Below are 16,422 nucleotides of genomic sequence, written 5' to 3'. Positions count from 1 at the left end.
GCCTTCCACGCCCATTTTTGGCCGTTTCCGGATGCTTAACACTTTCCCAACACAGTCTGGCGACATTTCGAGAGCCGGGCTGACGGCGCTCCCGCTTGACCGCAGGTGACCAAGCCACTCTCGATATGCGCATCACGACGCTTGCTCTGCTATTGCTCTGGTTCGTTGCCGCCACGCCGGCGCATGCGCTGCTGCACATCACCAGGGATCACGGCGGCTATGTCGAGGAATACAAAGCCAAGTACAAGCGCATCCGCGACAGCGGCGAGCGCGTCGTCATCGATGGCATCTGCAATTCGGCCTGCACGCTGGTGCTCGGCATCGTGCCGATGAACAAGATCTGCGTCACCCCGCGCGCCAGCCTCGGCTTCCACCAGGCCTATTACGACAAGGCCTTCACCTTCGGCATCAAGGTCACCAGCGCCGAGGGGACCTCCGAGCTGATGTCCTACTATCCCGACTCGGTGAAGGACTGGATCCGCCGCAACGGCGGCCTCACCACCGAGATGAAGAAGATCAAGAACGGCACCGAGCTCTGGAAGATCGTCGATCCCTGTCCGGATGACTGGTAGGGCGAGGCGTGCGCCTCGCCCTACTGCTTGCCGATGCTCGAGCGAAGCCCGCTCAGAGCCTGCCGTCAGTCATGCTCGTAGCCGTAGACCTCGGGCAGGACAAAGATCGCAGCCAGCAGGCCGAGGAGCGGGAAAACTGCAACGAACAGCGTGGCATTGGCCTGGCCGATCGCGGCGAATAGCGAGGGGAACAGGAAGATCGCCAGGAACGACGGCAGCTTGACGAACATGTAGGCGAAGCCGCTCGCGGTTCCCCGATATTCGGGCTTGGCCACCATGGTCGGAATGGTCATGCAGTTCGAGGCGTCCCAATAATGGCCCCACAACATGCCTGCCGCCGCAAAGGGCAGGATGTATTTGTGGCCGGTATAGAGCGCGGCCGCAGCAATCAAGAGCGACACCAGCACGATACCGAAGCCGGCAACGGCAATACCGCGATGGCCGATCCTCGGCGTGAGCAGCGGCCCCACCCATCCCGACAATGCCGCGAAGCAGAACAGCAGCATGGTCACCAGATTATTGCCGAGCATGGATGAGACGCCGACCATCGCAAACAGCACGGGAAGGTAGAAGGCGAAGGTGGAAAATTCGCTGGCCTGTGCGAAGCAGGCGATCCAGCCGTAGATCGTGGCGCGCCAGCGGATCGGATCCTGGCGTAAATCGCCGAGGAACGCGGTCGGACGCGGCTTCGACAATTTCACGTCCTGGTCCGGCAGCATGTCGAGCGGGTCATTGTACATCTGTCGCGCGACCACCTTGGCTTCGCGAAAGCGACCCTGCTTGACGAGCCACACCGCCGTCTCCGGCACGTCATGGCGCAGGAACAGGATGATCAGCGCCGGCACGGCGCCGAGGCCGAGCGTGACGCGCCACACCGTTTCATGATTGATGTCGAGCACCAGGAAGACCGCGATGACGGCGAGCGTCAGCACCTCGCCGACGGCGAACATGAATTGCCAGCGGTTGCCCATGACCTCGCGTTCGCCCTTGGCCATGGATTCCATGATGTAGGTGTAGCCGGTCGAAATGTCGCTGCCGAGCGGAATGCCGAGCAGGAAGCGGATGACGATCAGCCAGATGACACCGGGCACGAAGGCTTGCGCCAATGCGAGCACGACGAACATGATCATCGTCGCCAGGAACATCACGCGGCGACCGATCTTGTCGGAGAGCCAGCCGCCGATCAGCGCACCGATCAGCGCACCGCCTTGCGTTCCGGCGGCGGCAAGTCCGAGCAGCAGCGGATCGGGATTGTACTGGTCGCGAATGAAGACGAGCACGAAAGCGATCGAATAGAGATCCCAGGCTTCCACCAGGATGGAAGCCATCATCAGCCATCCGACCCGGTTGCCCTTGGGACTGTAGTTCTTGATCAGATAGCGAACGGTGTCCTGGATCACCGGCTGGTGCGGTGAGGGAGCTGCGGTGGCGACTGTCGTCATGTCCCGTCTTTCCTTGTCTGTTGGTTCATGTTCCGGGCAAAGGTTCGATGCTGCAATCGAGTAGGCGAGGGTCGATGCCGGCTTCCATCTCCTCAAACATCTGATCCATGAACTCGATCAGCGTATCGCTCGCCGCGACGGCCCGCTCGACGTGCCGATTGGAGACCGCGCTGATGATCGCGAGATGCCGATCGATCGTGCCGGTCAGGTCGGTGTGTCCGGGCAGGAGGCGATGGTAGACGTAGCCGATGCGGCGGTAGATCGTATGCAGCGGCCGCATGGTGTGGGCCAAGAACGGCTCGCCGCTCGCGGCAAGCATCAGGGCGTCGAGGCGGCGGTCGAGCTTGTTGAATTCGTCGATCGACAGCGTTGCCCGCCGATCGCCCAGCGCACGTTCGATATGCAGCATCTGGTTGCGATGCGACAGCGAGGCGCGCTCCGCCGCGAGCCGAACGACAAAGCGCTCCATGTCGCGCCGCAGCCCGAGCAGCAGGCGTTCGCGCGACAGATCGATCGGCGCGATCTGCAGACCGTGGCGCGGGCGGATGATGATCAGCGTGTCGGCGGCAAAACTGTTGACCGCGCTATGCACGGGCGTGCGGCCGAAGCCGGTCGCGCTCTGCAGTTCCTGCACGGTGAGAAAACGGCCCGGAGGGAGCTGGCAATTGACCAGCAGATCCTCGATCCGCTGACAGGCGAGTTCGAACAGGTTGAGCCGATTGTGCCTTGCCGGCTCCTCGTTCCGCGCTGGCTGGATGATTTTGACAGCGCTTTTCCGACGACGCGCCATGGGGTTTCCCTTGGGTTTCCTCGGCCGCGTCTTGGGCGCAGGCCTGTGTGCAACCATAAACATATTGTGATATATTACAAGTGCGCGTATGGCTTGGTGACGGGCCGTCGCCGAGGCGGCGCGATCAAGAAAGAGAACCCGGCGGGGAGGAGAACAAGCGTGAAAATCACGTCCATTGAGACCTTGCGCACGCAGGAATTCGCCAATGTGCTGTGGGTCCGCCTGCACACCGATGCCGGCCTGATCGGGCTAGGTGAGACCTTTTACGGCGCGGGCGCCGTCGAAGCCCAGATTCACGATACCTTTGCCGGCCGGCTGTTGGGTCGCGATCCCCTGGCGATCGAGGCCATCCACCGCGACCTGCTCAATCTGCCGATGGCGCAGTCCTCGACCGGTGTCGAGTATCGGGCGGCCTCGGCAATCGACATCGCCCTGTGGGACCTGTTCGGCAAAGTCTGCGGCCAGCCGGTGCACCAGATGCTGGGCGGGCTCTGCCGCGACAAGCAGCGCATCTACAACACCTGCGCCGGCACCAAATACGTGCGGTCGACCAACATCCGTCCCGTCTCGAATTGGAGCCTTGGTGAGGAGGACAGTCCCTATGAGGACCTCGACGCCTTCATGAACCGCGCGGATGCGCTGGCCGAGAGCCTGCTCGAGAGCGGCATCTCCGCCATGAAGATCTGGCCGTTCGATCCGCCCGCGCAGGAAAACCAGGGGCTCTTCATCACTGCCGAGCAGATGAAGAAGGCGGTCGAGCCGTTCGAAAAAATCCGCAAAGCCGTCGGCGACAAGATGGAGATCATGGTCGAGTTTCACTCGCTATGGAATTTGCCCACGGCCAAGCAGATCGCGAGCGTGCTCGAAGCCTACAAGCCGACCTGGTACGAAGACCCGATCAAGATGAACTCGCCGCAGGCGCTGGCCGAGTATGCGCGTTCGACCGATGTCTGGGTCTGCGCCAGCGAAACGCTGGGGTCGCGCTATCCCTATAAAGACATGCTCGACCGCGACGCCATGCACGTCGTGATGGCCGATCTGTGCTGGACCGGCGGATTGACCGAGGGACGCAAGATCGCGGCGATGGCGGAGACCTATCACCGGCCATTTGCGCCGCACGACTGCATCGGCCCGGTCGGCTTCATCGCAGCCATCCATATGTCGTTCAGCCAGCCCAACACCCTGATCCAGGAATCGGTACGAGCCTTCTACAAAGGCTGGTACAACGAGCTGGTCACGGCGATGCCCGTGATCAGGGATGGCTATGTCTATCCGATGGAAGGGCCGGGGCTTGGCGTCGATCTGTTGCCTGCGGTGTTTGACCGCTCCGGTCTCGTCGTACGCCGCAGCCATGTGTGAGGAATTGCCATGACGCTCTCGCTGTTCGATCTCAAAGGCCACACTGCGCTGGTGACGGGCTCCTCGCGTGGGCTTGGCCGCGCGATCGCCGATGGCTTGGCGAAGGCCGGCGCGCGCCTGATCATCAACGGCACTGACCCGGCGCGCGTCGAGGCCGCCGTCGGCGAAATGCGTGCCGCTGGTTTTGCCACGGAAGGCGCAGCCTTCGACGTCACCGATGAGGCCGCGATCGTCGGTGCGTTCGAAGGATTCGACAAAGCCGGGATCGAGATCGATGTTCTCGTCAACAATGCCGGCATCCAGATGCGCAAGCCGCTGGTGGAGTTTTCCAGCGCGGACTGGCGCAAGGTGGTCGAGACCAATCTCACCAGTGCCTTCGTCATCGGCCGCGAAGCCGCAAAGCGGATGATCCCGCGCAAGTGCGGCAAGATCATCAATATTGCATCGCTTGCCAGCGAACTCGCGCGGCCAACCATCGCTCCCTATACCGCGGCGAAAGCCGGCATCAAGAATCTGACGAAGTCGATGGCGGTCGAATGGGCGGCGAGCGGCATCCAGGCCAATGCGATCGGCCCCGGTTATATGCTGACTGATATGAACCAGGCCCTGGTGGACAACGCCGATTTCAATGCCTGGCTGATGTCGCGGATTCCCTCCAAGCGTTGGGGACGTCCGGACGAGCTGGTGGGAGCGGCGATCTTTCTGGCTTCCACCGCGTCCGACTACGTCAATGGGCAGACCATCTATGTCGACGGAGGCATGCTGGCCGCGATGTGATGGTCGCGATTGCCTTTGCCGGAATAGCCACGGGAGATTGAGCCATGCGCGCCGTCGTCATCCACGCACCGAAGGATTTGCGGATCGATGATTTTCCGGATCCGGCGCCCGGAGCGGGCGAAGTTCGCGTCAGGATAGAGGCCGGCGGCATCTGCGGCTCCGATCTCCATTACTACCATCATGGCGGGTTCGGCACGGTGCGGATTCAACAGCCGATGGCGCTGGGTCATGAGATCGCCGGCGTGATCGCCGCAGTCGGTGAGGGCGTGCGGCACCTCGCGCCGGGCATGCGCGTCGCCGTCAACCCGAGCCAACCTTGCGGCGTTTGCGTTCACTGCCGCGAGGGCATGCGCAACCAGTGCCTCGACATGCGCTTCATGGGCAGCGCGATGCGCAATCCGCACGTGCAGGGTGGCTTCCGCGAGCATGTCACGGTCGCCGCGGCGCAGGCGGTCCCGATCGCGGACAGGCTGTCGCTGGCGGAGGCCGCGATGGCCGAGCCGCTTGCGGTCTGCCTGCATGCGGCCAATCAGGCCGGTCAGTTGATGGGTAAGCGGGTGCTGGTGACCGGTTGCGGCCCGATCGGGGCGCTGATGGTGCTGGTGGCGCGCTATGCGGGGGCGGCGGAAATCGTCGTCACTGACGTCGCGGATACGCCGCTTGCCGTCGCCCGCAGCCTCGGCGCGAGCCAGGTCTTCAATGTCGCCGCGCAGCCCGCAGCGCTCGATCCCTGGCGCGCAGGCAAGGGCGTGTTCGATGTCCTGTTCGAGGCCTCCGGCAATCAGGCCGCGCTCCGGCTGGCATTTGACGTGTTGCGCCCGGGCGCGGTGATCGTGCAGCTCGGGCTCGGCGGCGAGATGACCCTTCCGGTCAACAGCATCGTGACGAAAGAGCTGAAGCTGCGCGGCACGTTCCGCTTCGATGGCGAATTTGAGCTCGCACTGCGGTTGATGGGCGAGGGCCGGCTTGACGTGAAGCCGCTCATCACCGCCTCCGTGCCGTTCGAACAGGCCGTCGAGGCCTTTGAGCTCGCGAGTGACCGCGCGAAATCGATGAAGGTACAGTTGAGGTTTTGAGCTAGCATCATTCCGGGGACCCGCCGCGGGCCCCCGGAAATGGCAGGCTCGGCTCAGCGCGGCTGCGGCACGATGCGGATATAAGGCTTGGGCGCCTTCCAGCCATCCGGGTAGATCTTCTTGGCCTCGTCATCGCTAACCGAGCCCGAGATGATGACGTCCTCGCCCTGCTTCCAATCGGATGGGGTCGCCACGCGATGCTTGGCGGTGAGCTGCAGCGAGTCGATCGCGCGCAAGATTTCCTGGAAATTGCGGCCCGTCGTCATCGGATAGACCAGCACCAGCTTGATCTTCTTGTCCGGGCCGATGACGAACACGTTGCGGACCGTCTGGTTGTCGGCGGGCGTGCGCTTGCTCGGATCGCCGGAGGTCGACGCCGGCAGCATGTCGTAGAGCTTGGAGACGTTATAGTCGGTGTCGCCGATCATCGGATAATTGGGAGCGGCGCCTTGCGTCTCCCTGATGTCCTCCGACCACTTGGCGTGCTGGTCGACGGGATCGACACTCAAGCCTATCAGCTTGACCCCGCGCTTGTCGAACTCAGGCTTCAATTTGGCGAGCGCACCGAGCTCGGTGGTGCAGACCGGGGTAAAATCTTTGGGATGCGAAAACAGCAGGGCCCAGCTATCCCCGATCCAGTCGTGGAATTTGATTTTACCTTGGGTGGTTTCGGCCTCGAAATCCGGGGCTACAGAGCCGATCTGAAGTGGCATGTTACAGCCTCATGTCATTCATGTTACAGGTGAATTCGGATTCGCTAGTATAGGCGGTGGATAGCCTTAAGTGAACGGGGCATGTCAAAAAGGGAAAATCATTCTCTCGTGAGGCATAGCTCTAGCACCCTCTTTTGAAGTACGGGATTGCGGCGAAAAAGCACAGCCCCCGCAAAATACCTGATTGCCCCGATGTCGCCTCTTATGGCTCTCATCACGCCGCCCCCGACCGCAAGGCCGGAACCGAACGGCACATGCGTGCGACTAATCGGAAACCATCTCCGAATTGAAGGATGACGGTTTCGAATCGTTAACCGCTCGTTCATGCGCGTACGGACATGCTGGAAGAGAACAAGAAACTGAGAACCCTAACTATGTCTGCCCCTCGCGTTGAGGCCGCTGAAGGACTCAGCGTCCTCGAACCTACCTGCCGCGATACCGCCGCCCACGCGCTGACCATCGTGCGCGACGGCGTGATCACCGGCGAAGGCCCGACGACCAAGGGCCGTGTGCATTTTTCCCGTTCGCTCGATGCCGACGACGCCGCCTGGTGCGCGCGCATCCTCACCGCGGCCGCGGTCGACAATCAGCCGGTCAGCCGGGCCGAGGCCGAAGCGCTGTTCGAGATCGCGCAAGCCGCGACCGAGCGCAGCGATGAGGGCCGTTTCGACGACCTGCTGGCGAAAGCGGTGGCCCACCACGCCGCCGCGATGTCCGGCCTGCCGGTGCCGCCGCGCAACGTGGCGCTGTCACCGGCCACCGACATCGAGAGCTGGGCACCTGCTTATGCGAAGGGTCTCAATGTCGAAGCCCTGGAGTGGGTCGCCGCCCAGATGCGCGGCAAGCGCAACACCAACCGCACGCTGATGGCGATGGTCGCCACCATCGTCGGCGTGGCCGCGCTGCCGCTTGCGCAACTGCCGAACGTTTTCGACATCGGGATGTAGGCGCAACCGGACGCGGTTGCCGGGCCCTCGTTGACCTCTCCGCGGCGGGAAAAGGTCTGATTGCTCCTCGCGATGCTAAGGCATCGTCCAGTGCAATCCGCGTGAGGGGCCGCAGCTCTCGGACACCGTAAACCCTCACCCGGACCTCTCCCTCTAGGGCAGGTCAACCGAATCCGCGACTCGCGCCGATTCAACCAACCAGCATCTCCCTTCGGGGCGGCGGGGTCAGCGCCCCGCCGTCTTCTCTTTGCCGGTCTCTTCATCCAGGCCGACGGTGCGGCCGGGGAAGCCGGCAACGTCGAAATAGCGCTGCGACAGCACCCGCTGGTACTTCACGATCGTCTGCAGGCCGTTCGCGGCCGGCTTCGAAATCAGCTTGGCCGCAACCGCTTTCGGCGTGATGCCGTTGGGCAGAGCCTCCGAGATCACGCGGCCTTCGAGCCCGCCATTGGCGGCGGCACGAAGACCGAGCAACTGCGCCGCGGTCATGCCGACATCGGCATTGCTGACGGGCAGGGCATCGACATAGCCGGCCTTGAAGTCGGGGCCGATCGCCGCCATGAAATTCATGGTGTCGCCGCGCCCGAAGCTGCCATGCATGCCCTGGCCCTGCCGCAGCACGGTGTCGGCGACCTCGACCGAGCAGTTGGTCGGCTCGTTGCATCCTTCCACATAAGAGCGGAAGTTGACCACGATCGAGGGCGTGGGCGTCGCCGCCTTGCCCTTCATGTTGATCTGCGACATCGGCAGCGTGCCCGGGAAGCGGCCCAGCGCGTCGTCCACGAACAGGCCGCTGACATAGTCCTGCTCGAGCAGCGCCTTGATGGTGCGGTCGGCGAGCTTCTTGTCCTTGTTTGGCAGATAGATCAGGTCGGAGCCGCCATTGGTGGCGACAACGAGGTCTGGTTTGGCGGGATCTTTGCCGAGCACGCCGTTGCCGGCCTTCGGATGGGCATTGGCGCCGACGGGCGCATTCTTGTCATTGGGGTCGAACAGCGGCAGATCCAGCGCCTTGGCGAGATCCAGCGCGACGAAGCCCATGGGCAGAAAGCCCTCGGGCGTATCCGCATAGGTCACCTTCGCCGACGGCGAGGTCTTGCTCTGCTTGGAGATCGTCGAGAAGCCGTGATCGGCGGAGACGATGATGTCGGTGGTGGAGGCGAGGCCGAGCTCGTCGAGAGCCTTGCGGAGCTGCGCAAGGTTCTCATCGGCGTTCTTGATGCTGGCCATGGTGGTGGGCCCGTTGATGCCGGGAGTGGTGCTGTTGAGGCTGTCGCCCTGGTTATGCTGGGTGCCATCGGGATCGCGGGACCAGAACACGAGCACGAACGGCTTGTTGCGCGCCTTGAACATTGGCAGCACGACCTTGGTCGCGACGTCGGCGAAATAGGCCTGCTGGGCGATGTTGGCGGACGTCGTGCCGGGCGTCTTGGCGTCGCCCGCCTTGCCATTGTCGCCGCGCGAGGGCGCGGTGAGGGGAAGGTTGGACTTGGTGAGTGCGTCCTTCATGTCATCGGATAACGGGACGCCGTTCTTCGCCCCGGTGGAGTCGTCGATCACGATCGAATGCGCGCCCGCCTTGTCGGCGCGGTCGGTGTGATCGAACAGGTAGGTCGGACCTAGCTTGCCGATTGCCGCGGTTGAAAAGCCTTTGGCGCGCGCCAGTTTCAACAGCGTCTCCTCATTGAGGTAGTTGCCGCCGAAATGCTCGTCGACATCCCCGAGCACTGCATCGTTCTCGAGGAAGGGCACCACGGTGTCGCCCGCGGGCGCGGAGGTGTAGCCGGTGAAGATGGTGTTGGAGAAGGTGCCGGTATCGCCGAGATAATGCCCGGTTGCCAAGCCTGAGGCGTTGGCCATAGTGAAGGTCGGAAACAGCGAGTGCGGATTTTTGAAATTGACGCCCTTGTCGCGGACCTCGGCCATCGCCGGCGCCGTCTCGGGCGTGACTTTCAGTGCGCGCAGGCCGTCGGGGACGAACAGAATCAGATTGTGCGGCGTGGCGTTATTCGCAGCGGAGGCGGCGCTGGCGGCCAAGGTGAGTAGACTGGCGGATAGCAGCACGGTGGCGCGGCGCATAACAATCTCCTGGGGCAAACGAATGGGGGTCTATTCCGGGCGTGCCCTGTGTAATTTTGCTATGTGACAGATTTGCTACAGCGCGGGCAAGCGTGTGCGACGCGGGCGATTGAGTGGGGGGCACTGCAGCCAGCCGCTCGTGCCGCCGTCATGGTCCGGCTCTCGGCCGGGCCATCCAGTCTTCCAGAGGCGCAGGTGCTTGAGCCGATAGGCCGCGGCTTACCGGGTGCCCCGCCGGAGCGGGGCGTGACGGTCCGGCTAGTCGGAACGCATCCCGCGCTTCGGTGTTGTGCGTTGCAAAGCTCTCTACTTTGCCCTCCTTGAGGTCCTGATCTTGATCGTCGCGTTCTGGGAGGCACCGATGAGGTTGGCTTCGCGCGTACCCGGCCTCGCGAAAGCGATCGTAATGAGATTTGAGGTGAGCAACGCCCCATCACCTGGCGGCTTCGGCCGGGCTTCCGACTTCCTGCGGAGACTGCTCCTGTCCACGATGGTCGCGCTGATCGGGCCGCTCGCACTCGCGTCCGACTTCGGCGGTGATCCGAGGGCGGTGCAACAACAGCCCTCCAGTGAAAGCCGCCAACCAGGAGATAATCAGGAGACCAAGTCAAATGAGCGGCCGGAGCAGAACGCTCCATCGTCAGCACCAGGCCTTTGTGAGGTGCTCGCCACGGCGGCAACGGCCAATGATCTGCCGGTCGATTTCTTCACCCGCCTGATCTGGCAGGAAAGCCGCTTCAAGCCGGACGCGATCAGCCCGAAAGGTGCGCAGGGCATAGCTCAATTCATGCCGACGACCGCAAAATCGAGCGGCCTTGAAAACCCGTTTGATCCGCTCGAAGCGATTGCGAAGTCCGGTGAGCTGCTCGCTGGCCTGCGTCGTGAATTTGGAAATCTCGGTCTTGCGGCAGCGGCGTACAATGCCGGATCTGGACGTGTTCACGATTGGCTTGGGGGAGGGCGGCCGCTTCCGCAGGAAACGCGCGCCTATGTGCGGTTCGTGACCGGTCGCTCCGTCGAAGAATGGGCCAGTGGCCAGACCAACCCAGTTGCGATGGCCTCGGTCGAAGTTGTGCCGTGCAATCTGGCGACCTCGATTTTGATTGCGCCTAAGGGGGATGCATCCTCGCCGAGACCTGAAACCATCAAACCATGGGGCGTGGAAGTGGTCGGCGCGCCAACCCCGGCAAAGGCACTTGCTCGCTATCGTGAATGGAAGCCGAAATACACGGCGATCATCGCAGACCGCGAACCGCATGTCGTCGTTCGCGGGATCCTGGGCGAGATGGGCGCCGCACGTGTCCGAATCGGTGAAGACACCCAGGTCGCGGCAAAAAAGCTATGCGCGGCGCTAATGGCAGCCGGTGCGTATTGTGACGTGCTGCGCAATCAAATGTAAGCCGCTGCCGGTGTGCGAGATCATAGGCGGCATCTCGCGCAGGTGCAGCGGGGCATACTTTTGCTCCGCTTCGACGGCGGCTCAGTCACAACGCCGGCAGCACGGCGCGCGTTTGTATCTCGGCGTCCTTACCAGCTCCACCAGCCCCACGCCGGAAGCGTCACCTCTTGAGCCCCATAGCGTATCACCGGAACTACGGGCGGTCCGTATGGATCGATGCGGTCGTCCTCAGGGCGAAAACGATATCGTGGAACAATGTAGGAATCCCAGTAAGGCCTTACCACGGGCACCCTGACGACAAGCCTCGCCCGTGGCTCACGAACGACTTGAGCTGCGGCACTGTAGGTCCCCAAGTCACACAACACCAGGGCCGCTCCGAGAGCGAACGCTACGGTCGTTATCCTCATGCCTCACCTCCTTGCCGCCCTGGCGAGTTGGGCAGCGCAAATCTTCCTCGTCACTCATCCGCAAACGGCGCCCCGCCAGGTGACGGTGCATATAATGTCCAGCCGTGCAGGTAGAGGGCTCCTTGGCCTCTCTGCACACGTTATCTTCTACCGTATGCTACCTGCGAACTCAGCCGACGACGATGTCTTATTTCAGTCTTGATGTCACAATTCTGAATTCTTCGAATTGAATTTTTTGATTTCGTGGCGGAAGCAGCGATGAAGCCAAGAGACTTCAGCGAGCACATGTTCGCGTCGCGGAAATTTTTGCCGCGGCTAGGCTTCGACCGCGGATTGTGATCCGATCCGGAGATGGCCGGCTACGGTGTAGCGGCCCATTTGCGCACTACTCGTTTGAGAATGTCGCGGTAACAGGCTTAATCGGCGGGATCCACCGTGGCTGCCGCCCGGGTTTAATGCTGATCGACTTCAGCAGCGTCGCGGCGACGATCATCACCAGGATGCCACCAAGACTAAGCCCAATCTGCATCGCGAGCCGATCCGAGATGTCGAGTAGCGTCAGGTGGCTGGCGAGCGCCAGGAGAACGCCGAGGCAATAAATTGGCAGTGAGTGCTCGCCACAGCACCTCGCGCAGCGCATCACCGGCGTCGATAGCGCGCGCCAATCGTGAGGAACGAAGCGTAGCGCAACAATGGCAAGAGCCAAGAAATGCAATAGTCGCAGCGGGCTGAGATTCGATTTGTCCAGCGGGAAAAGCAGCTTCGTCACAGTCTGCGGGACCAGCGGCTCCAGCGGCGTGATATTCCAACTCAACGCGATGATCAGGCTGAAAACCAGATAGAGAACGGCAAGAAACAGCGCGGTGCGAGAGGTCAGCAACGGCCGGAATTTCTGCCCCTCGATCACGCACCACGCGCCCAGCACGATCAGAAACTGCCAGGCCAGGGGATTGAAGAACCACGCCCCGCTGGGCCAGGCGGGAACGCTCCAGCCGAAGACCTGCACGAGCGAATAAAGCAACAGCGAGGCGCCAAGCGTCGCGTTTGGTGCTCGCAGCAGCAGCCATAGCAGCGGCGCGAACGAAGCGTGGAAAATCACAAAGACGGCGAGGACGTCGGTGTTGACGGGACGGTATTGGAGGACCGCAGCGTGCGCGAGGGTCACGCCCGGACGTTCCAACAAAATTCGCGTATTGCTCTCGTCGGCAAGATGATCGCGGCCTGTGAGGTAGACCATGATGGCGCAAGCGAGCGTGAGCAGCAGAAATGCGGCATAGATGTCCCACGCCCGCCGGACCGAGCGACCGATCATACCGCTCCAGCCGTCGCGCTGAGATGCCCTGCCGTAGGCCAGCGCGCAGGTCACGCCCGAGATGAACATGAATACCTCGGCCGCGTCGCTGAAGCCGTAGTTCCGCAGTGTCAACCAGCTCCCGATGTTGTTGGGAACATGGTCAAGAAAAATCCACCACAGCGCGATGCCGCGGCAGACATCGATCCGCAGGTCGCGACCAGACCCCTTGAGCTCCGGCGGTGTCTCGCCGACCAATGGCTTCGAGCTGTGAGTTCGATCATGCATCTGACTGCCCTGTGCGGCGTTGCGCGCACGCTCTCGGTCGGAGATGGGTCGATGAAGCGCTCGCTATGCGCGTTGGACTGCGTAGGTACCGAGCAGATCGCCGACCGAGCGATGCGGTTACGGGTGGTGGCTACGTAGTGGTTCGAGCTCCGTTCGTCGCGGCCCGTCAGCCCAACCGCTATCCCGATCAACGGGGCTGCCAGGATCGCCGCCATCCCGATCCGCTTTCAGGCTTTCGTCGCAAACAACCGGGATCAGAAGCTGCTTTCGCATTTCGGCGAGGCGGGCACGGCAATATTCGGTGTAAAGCAGGTCGAATATGGTGGGCATGCTCGAACCCTCGCTTGATCATCACCGTTGACGTCGTACGCGATAGATTTCGGCCATTTCACCCGCGGCGGAAGTAAAGGGAGTTTGTGTCCGACGAAATCTGATGACGGTGTCGTGCCCAACAGACGAACCGAAACCGGTATCAGAGGACATCCAAGTGCTGCAGAACAATCTGCACCGCGGATCGTTGAGTTCGATCAGTCGCGAACAATTTGGCAAAGCTGGACTTGCGCTCGCAGCCGCCAGCTATGTTTGAAATTGGACCCGATGGCGGCAACGAGAAATAGAGCCACCACGGTCGTCTCCTCTTAAAGGAGATTTTTTAGCATCACGACTTTCGTAATCACTATGGACCTAATTTTCTAGGCGCAACGTAAGCCAGTTCACATCGCCATCGATCACAGGTGAATGAGACTAGCAGGGACATGGTGTAGCTTCTTGGACTTCGGCGCACCGCTCAAGAAAAGGTCGGTGCGCGAACTGCAAATTACAAATACCGTAGTAGATTGTGGCAGCAATTCATTCGAGCGTTTTTATGAAGGCTGGAGATTTCCCCATGTCTACGGGCGCAGCCGATTTCTCATCATATCGGTTCTCGACGCGTGAGCTCCCGGAGAGGATGCGCATCCCTTCGTGGCGCGAGAACTTTGGGAGGGTCATAGTTCACGTCGATATCGAACCTCTGTCGCACGTTCCATTTCGAGCTGAAGCAAGGCTGCAATCAATCCCGGGTTTGCGTACGCTCGCGTTGAGAGGGTCCTCCATGCGTTTCAAGCGTTCGCAGACGAGCATTGCTGATGGTGATGACTCGATCGGCCTCATCGTCTGCTCTCCCAGCAGGAGTCGCATGTCGCAGCGCGGCCATGAAGTCGAGCTTCGCGCCGGCGATGCAATCGCAATTCTGCATGCGGAGCCCGCCACTGTCACCTATGTGGAAGGGCTGCAATTCGGCTTGGCCGTGCCGCGCGACGCGCTTGCGCAGCGCGTGACGAATGTCGACACTTTCGCGATGCGGCCGATTTCGCACCGAGCCGAGGCGCTTCGACTTCTCATGGCGTATCTGAAGTCCGCATTTAACGAGGGCGCTCTAGCCGCCCCCGCGCTGCGCGATGCGGTCCTGACTCACATCCATGATCTGGTGGCGCTCGCAATCGGCGAGTGCGCTCCGTTGGGCGAGAGCAATGCGAGCGCTGTTGTGGCTGCGCGCCACAGCGCCGTCGTCGACTACATCGCAGGGCACTTTCAAGATCCCGAGCTTAGCCTCGAGACAGTTGCCCGCTGCCAGGGCATCTCTCCTCGTTATCTGCAGCGCCTGATGGCGTCATCGGGAAGGTCGTTCACCTGTCGCCTGAATGAACTACGTCTTCAACGGGCGTTCGAACTGCTAACCGAGCTTCAGACCAGCACGCACCGGATTTCCGATATCGCGTTGGAGGTTGGCTTTTCGGATGTTTCGCATTTCAATCGCCTGTTCCGCGCCCGATTCGGCGATTCGCCGCGCGGCGTGCGCAGCGCCGGAAGGGGCAATAGCTGCGCCATGTGACCAGATCCGCGAGTGCCACGAGATGCTGTCTTGGTCTTGATTTCGATCCGCCGAACGGTGGCCGCGCCACGCGTCGTACAACCGTTCGTCACGGGCTTCAGACCTTGACTTAACCTGGCGGCGAGCCGATTGAGCCGGTTCACTCTCGCGGTGTCTTAAAGGTTCAGGGTTTCGGCGCCCGGTTGAGAGATCTGCATGTCGGCGAAGCGGCACGAGCCGCTACGGCGCTGAAAGAGCGAGACGCCGAGCAGCCAGACGTTTACGATGGATTTGGCCGGGCCGCCGATGTGCTCCTTGTAGTCGGCGTAGACGTCACGCTCGTCGCTGACCCACTTGCCGAGATCGACAGAGCCGCTGCGGACCGCCATGTGCGACTCGAGCGGCGTCCAGCGGGGGATCGGGCAGCGGAACGCCTTGCCGACAGGGAGGCTTGAGCTCCAGAAATAGGTGAGGTCCTGGCCGTCGTCGAACTCCGCGGCGATGGAGAGATAGTCGTGCGACGTAAGCTGGTCTTCCGGCAACCGCGAGGGCAGCTCCTCGACAATCCAACGCCAGCTCAGCTTGGTTTGCGGCTTCAGCTCGATGCCGACGGGGCGCTGCAGAATGCCGGCGTTTTTCAGCGGTTCGACGGAAATTGCGCCATTGCCGATATCGTTGAAGATGACCGGGCCGCCGCCTAGCATGAAGAAGTTGTGCCAGCCCGCCGGCAGCTTGCGGGGCGACTGGAGCCGCGCCACTTCCGCAGCGATGATGCCGTCGATGTCGCCGTGGCTGAGCAGGCTTGTCAGGCCCGCGAGCGCGCTGCCGCGCCAGACCAGCGCCACGCCGTAGATGTGCGCGTCGGCCTTGGCGTACTCGTCCTTCGGCACCGCCAGTTCGCCAGCCGCATCCTTGAACTCGACGAGTGATCGTGCGATTTCGAGTGGACCGTCGGCGGCGGCGGTCATCGTCCCGGTGTTGCTCATCGGATTGAACATCGGGCGGGCGCCGCGGGTGCGTACGTGAAACGCAACACCGGGCTCGACCCACAGATCCTGTTCGCGGGCGAGCCACACGCGACCGCCGAGCAGGAACGTCACTTCCTGCCCCTTAGCGAGGGTGATGCCGAGATCCTTCCACGGCAACTCGCTGCCTGAGAGATCGAAAACGCGGGCCTCGCGAAGCTCGGGGGATTTGGCCCTGGCGATGAGCGCCGTCACGCCGTCGATGAGTTCCGCGCGGTCGAGAAGGCTTATGGCTGCCATGGCCCCGCGATCGAGGACGAGCGTGGCGAGCGACGCCGTCAGGCCCAGGGCCATGAGCCGTTTCAGCATGTAACGCCGACTGAGTCCGTCTGCACCGTAAGAGCAACCGGCATGGTGAGGCAACGTGCACATGTGTTCCTCCCTGGCTATTCTTTCGCGCGTTGT

The 16,422-nt window shown here is 62.2% G+C and carries 13 protein-coding genes; 7 read left to right on the top strand and 6 right to left on the bottom strand.

The window, feature by feature from the left end:
* Window positions 1-125 precede the first annotated feature (125 nt).
* Window positions 126-572, top strand: coding sequence for a hypothetical protein (locus P6U23_RS24840; RefSeq protein ID WP_407181569.1), 447 nt, complete (start codon window positions 126-128; stop codon window positions 570-572).
* Between the two features lie 65 nt (window positions 573-637).
* Here the strand turns inward: P6U23_RS24840 and P6U23_RS24835 are convergent, their stop codons facing one another.
* Entirely contained in the window at window positions 638-2,014 is a 1,377-nt protein-coding gene (locus P6U23_RS24835; protein ID WP_407175173.1) for an MFS transporter, read from the bottom strand.
* A gap of 25 nt (window positions 2,015-2,039) precedes the next feature.
* The gene (locus P6U23_RS24830) at window positions 2,040-2,804 is read right to left on the bottom strand and encodes a GntR family transcriptional regulator (RefSeq protein ID WP_407175172.1); all 765 of its coding nucleotides are present in this window, start codon (window positions 2,802-2,804) and stop codon (window positions 2,040-2,042) included.
* A 159-nt stretch (window positions 2,805-2,963) separates the two neighbouring features.
* On the opposite strand from P6U23_RS24830, the gene P6U23_RS24825 reads away from it, so the two are divergent.
* Genes P6U23_RS24825 through P6U23_RS24815 form a run of 3 tightly spaced genes read left to right on the top strand, consistent with a single transcriptional unit; the run spans window position 2,964 to window position 6,016 of the window.
* Complete coding sequence (locus P6U23_RS24825; protein ID WP_407175171.1) at window positions 2,964-4,163, top strand: mandelate racemase/muconate lactonizing enzyme family protein; 1,200 nt, start codon at window positions 2,964-2,966, stop codon at window positions 4,161-4,163.
* A 9-nt stretch (window positions 4,164-4,172) separates the two neighbouring features.
* Window positions 4,173-4,940, top strand: a complete 768-nt coding sequence (locus P6U23_RS24820; RefSeq protein ID WP_407175170.1) for an SDR family oxidoreductase — start codon at window positions 4,173-4,175, stop codon at window positions 4,938-4,940.
* Between the two features lie 44 nt (window positions 4,941-4,984).
* The gene (locus tag P6U23_RS24815) at window positions 4,985-6,016 is read left to right on the top strand and encodes an L-idonate 5-dehydrogenase (RefSeq protein WP_407175169.1); all 1,032 of its coding nucleotides are present in this window, start codon (window positions 4,985-4,987) and stop codon (window positions 6,014-6,016) included.
* A 53-nt stretch (window positions 6,017-6,069) separates the two neighbouring features.
* On the opposite strand, the gene P6U23_RS24810 is transcribed toward P6U23_RS24815, so the two are convergent.
* A complete protein-coding gene (locus P6U23_RS24810) occupies window positions 6,070-6,729 on the bottom strand; it encodes a peroxiredoxin (protein ID WP_407175168.1) in 660 nt (219 codons plus the stop codon).
* A 374-nt stretch (window positions 6,730-7,103) separates the two neighbouring features.
* Here P6U23_RS24810 and P6U23_RS24805 point away from each other — a divergent pair, with 374 nt between their 5' ends.
* Window positions 7,104-7,676, top strand: coding sequence for a hypothetical protein (locus P6U23_RS24805; RefSeq protein ID WP_407181568.1), 573 nt, complete (start codon window positions 7,104-7,106; stop codon window positions 7,674-7,676).
* 225 nt (window positions 7,677-7,901) lie between these two features.
* On the opposite strand, the gene P6U23_RS24800 is transcribed toward P6U23_RS24805, so the two are convergent.
* Window positions 7,902-9,755 (bottom strand): alkaline phosphatase family protein, encoded by a 1,854-nt coding sequence (locus tag P6U23_RS24800; RefSeq protein WP_407175167.1) that lies wholly within the window; start codon window positions 9,753-9,755, stop codon window positions 7,902-7,904.
* 490 nt (window positions 9,756-10,245) lie between these two features.
* On the opposite strand from P6U23_RS24800, the gene P6U23_RS24795 reads away from it, so the two are divergent.
* Window positions 10,246-11,154, top strand: coding sequence for a lytic transglycosylase domain-containing protein (locus tag P6U23_RS24795; protein ID WP_407175166.1), 909 nt, complete (start codon window positions 10,246-10,248; stop codon window positions 11,152-11,154).
* A gap of 792 nt (window positions 11,155-11,946) precedes the next feature.
* Here P6U23_RS24795 and P6U23_RS24790 read toward each other — a convergent pair.
* A complete protein-coding gene (locus P6U23_RS24790) occupies window positions 11,947-13,140 on the bottom strand; it encodes an OpgC domain-containing protein (protein WP_407175165.1) in 1,194 nt (397 codons plus the stop codon).
* Window positions 13,141-14,089: 949 nt separating this feature from the next.
* Here P6U23_RS24790 and P6U23_RS24785 point away from each other — a divergent pair.
* Window positions 14,090-15,013 (top strand): AraC family transcriptional regulator, encoded by a 924-nt coding sequence (locus P6U23_RS24785; RefSeq protein WP_407175164.1) that lies wholly within the window; start codon window positions 14,090-14,092, stop codon window positions 15,011-15,013.
* A gap of 155 nt (window positions 15,014-15,168) precedes the next feature.
* Here the strand turns inward: P6U23_RS24785 and P6U23_RS24780 are convergent, their stop codons facing one another.
* Window positions 15,169-16,311, bottom strand: coding sequence for a DUF3047 domain-containing protein (locus tag P6U23_RS24780; protein ID WP_407175163.1), 1,143 nt, complete (start codon window positions 16,309-16,311; stop codon window positions 15,169-15,171).
* Window positions 16,312-16,422: the final 111 nt, after the last annotated feature.

It is taken from the genome of Bradyrhizobium sp. STM 3562 (genome assembly GCF_045571435.1).
Classification (GTDB): Bacteria; Pseudomonadota; Alphaproteobacteria; order Rhizobiales; family Xanthobacteraceae; genus Bradyrhizobium.
This window is presented reverse-complemented; position numbering and strand designations above follow the sequence as displayed.

Bases quoted from the DNA above. Each gene is read 5' to 3' on its own strand.
- P6U23_RS24840 (WP_407181569.1), top strand. From the start codon at position 126: ATGCGCATCACGACGCTTGCTCTGCTATTGCTCTGGTTCGTTGCCGCC.
- P6U23_RS24835 (WP_407175173.1), bottom strand. From the start codon at position 2,014: ATGACGACAGTCGCCACCGCAGCTCCCTCACCGCACCAGCCGGTGATC.
- P6U23_RS24830 (WP_407175172.1), bottom strand. From the start codon at position 2,804: ATGGCGCGTCGTCGGAAAAGCGCTGTCAAAATCATCCAGCCAGCGCGG.
- P6U23_RS24820 (WP_407175170.1), top strand. From the start codon at position 4,173: ATGACGCTCTCGCTGTTCGATCTCAAAGGCCACACTGCGCTGGTGACG.
- P6U23_RS24815 (WP_407175169.1), top strand. From the start codon at position 4,985: ATGCGCGCCGTCGTCATCCACGCACCGAAGGATTTGCGGATCGATGAT.
- P6U23_RS24810 (WP_407175168.1), bottom strand. From the start codon at position 6,729: ATGCCACTTCAGATCGGCTCTGTAGCCCCGGATTTCGAGGCCGAAACC.
- P6U23_RS24805 (WP_407181568.1), top strand. From the start codon at position 7,104: ATGTCTGCCCCTCGCGTTGAGGCCGCTGAAGGACTCAGCGTCCTCGAA.
- P6U23_RS24800 (WP_407175167.1), bottom strand. From the start codon at position 9,755: ATGCGCCGCGCCACCGTGCTGCTATCCGCCAGTCTACTCACCTTGGCC.
- P6U23_RS24795 (WP_407175166.1), top strand. From the start codon at position 10,246: ATGGTCGCGCTGATCGGGCCGCTCGCACTCGCGTCCGACTTCGGCGGT.
- P6U23_RS24790 (WP_407175165.1), bottom strand. From the start codon at position 13,140: ATGCATGATCGAACTCACAGCTCGAAGCCATTGGTCGGCGAGACACCG.
- P6U23_RS24785 (WP_407175164.1), top strand. From the start codon at position 14,090: ATGCGCATCCCTTCGTGGCGCGAGAACTTTGGGAGGGTCATAGTTCAC.
- P6U23_RS24780 (WP_407175163.1), bottom strand. From the start codon at position 16,311: ATGGCCCTGGGCCTGACGGCGTCGCTCGCCACGCTCGTCCTCGATCGC.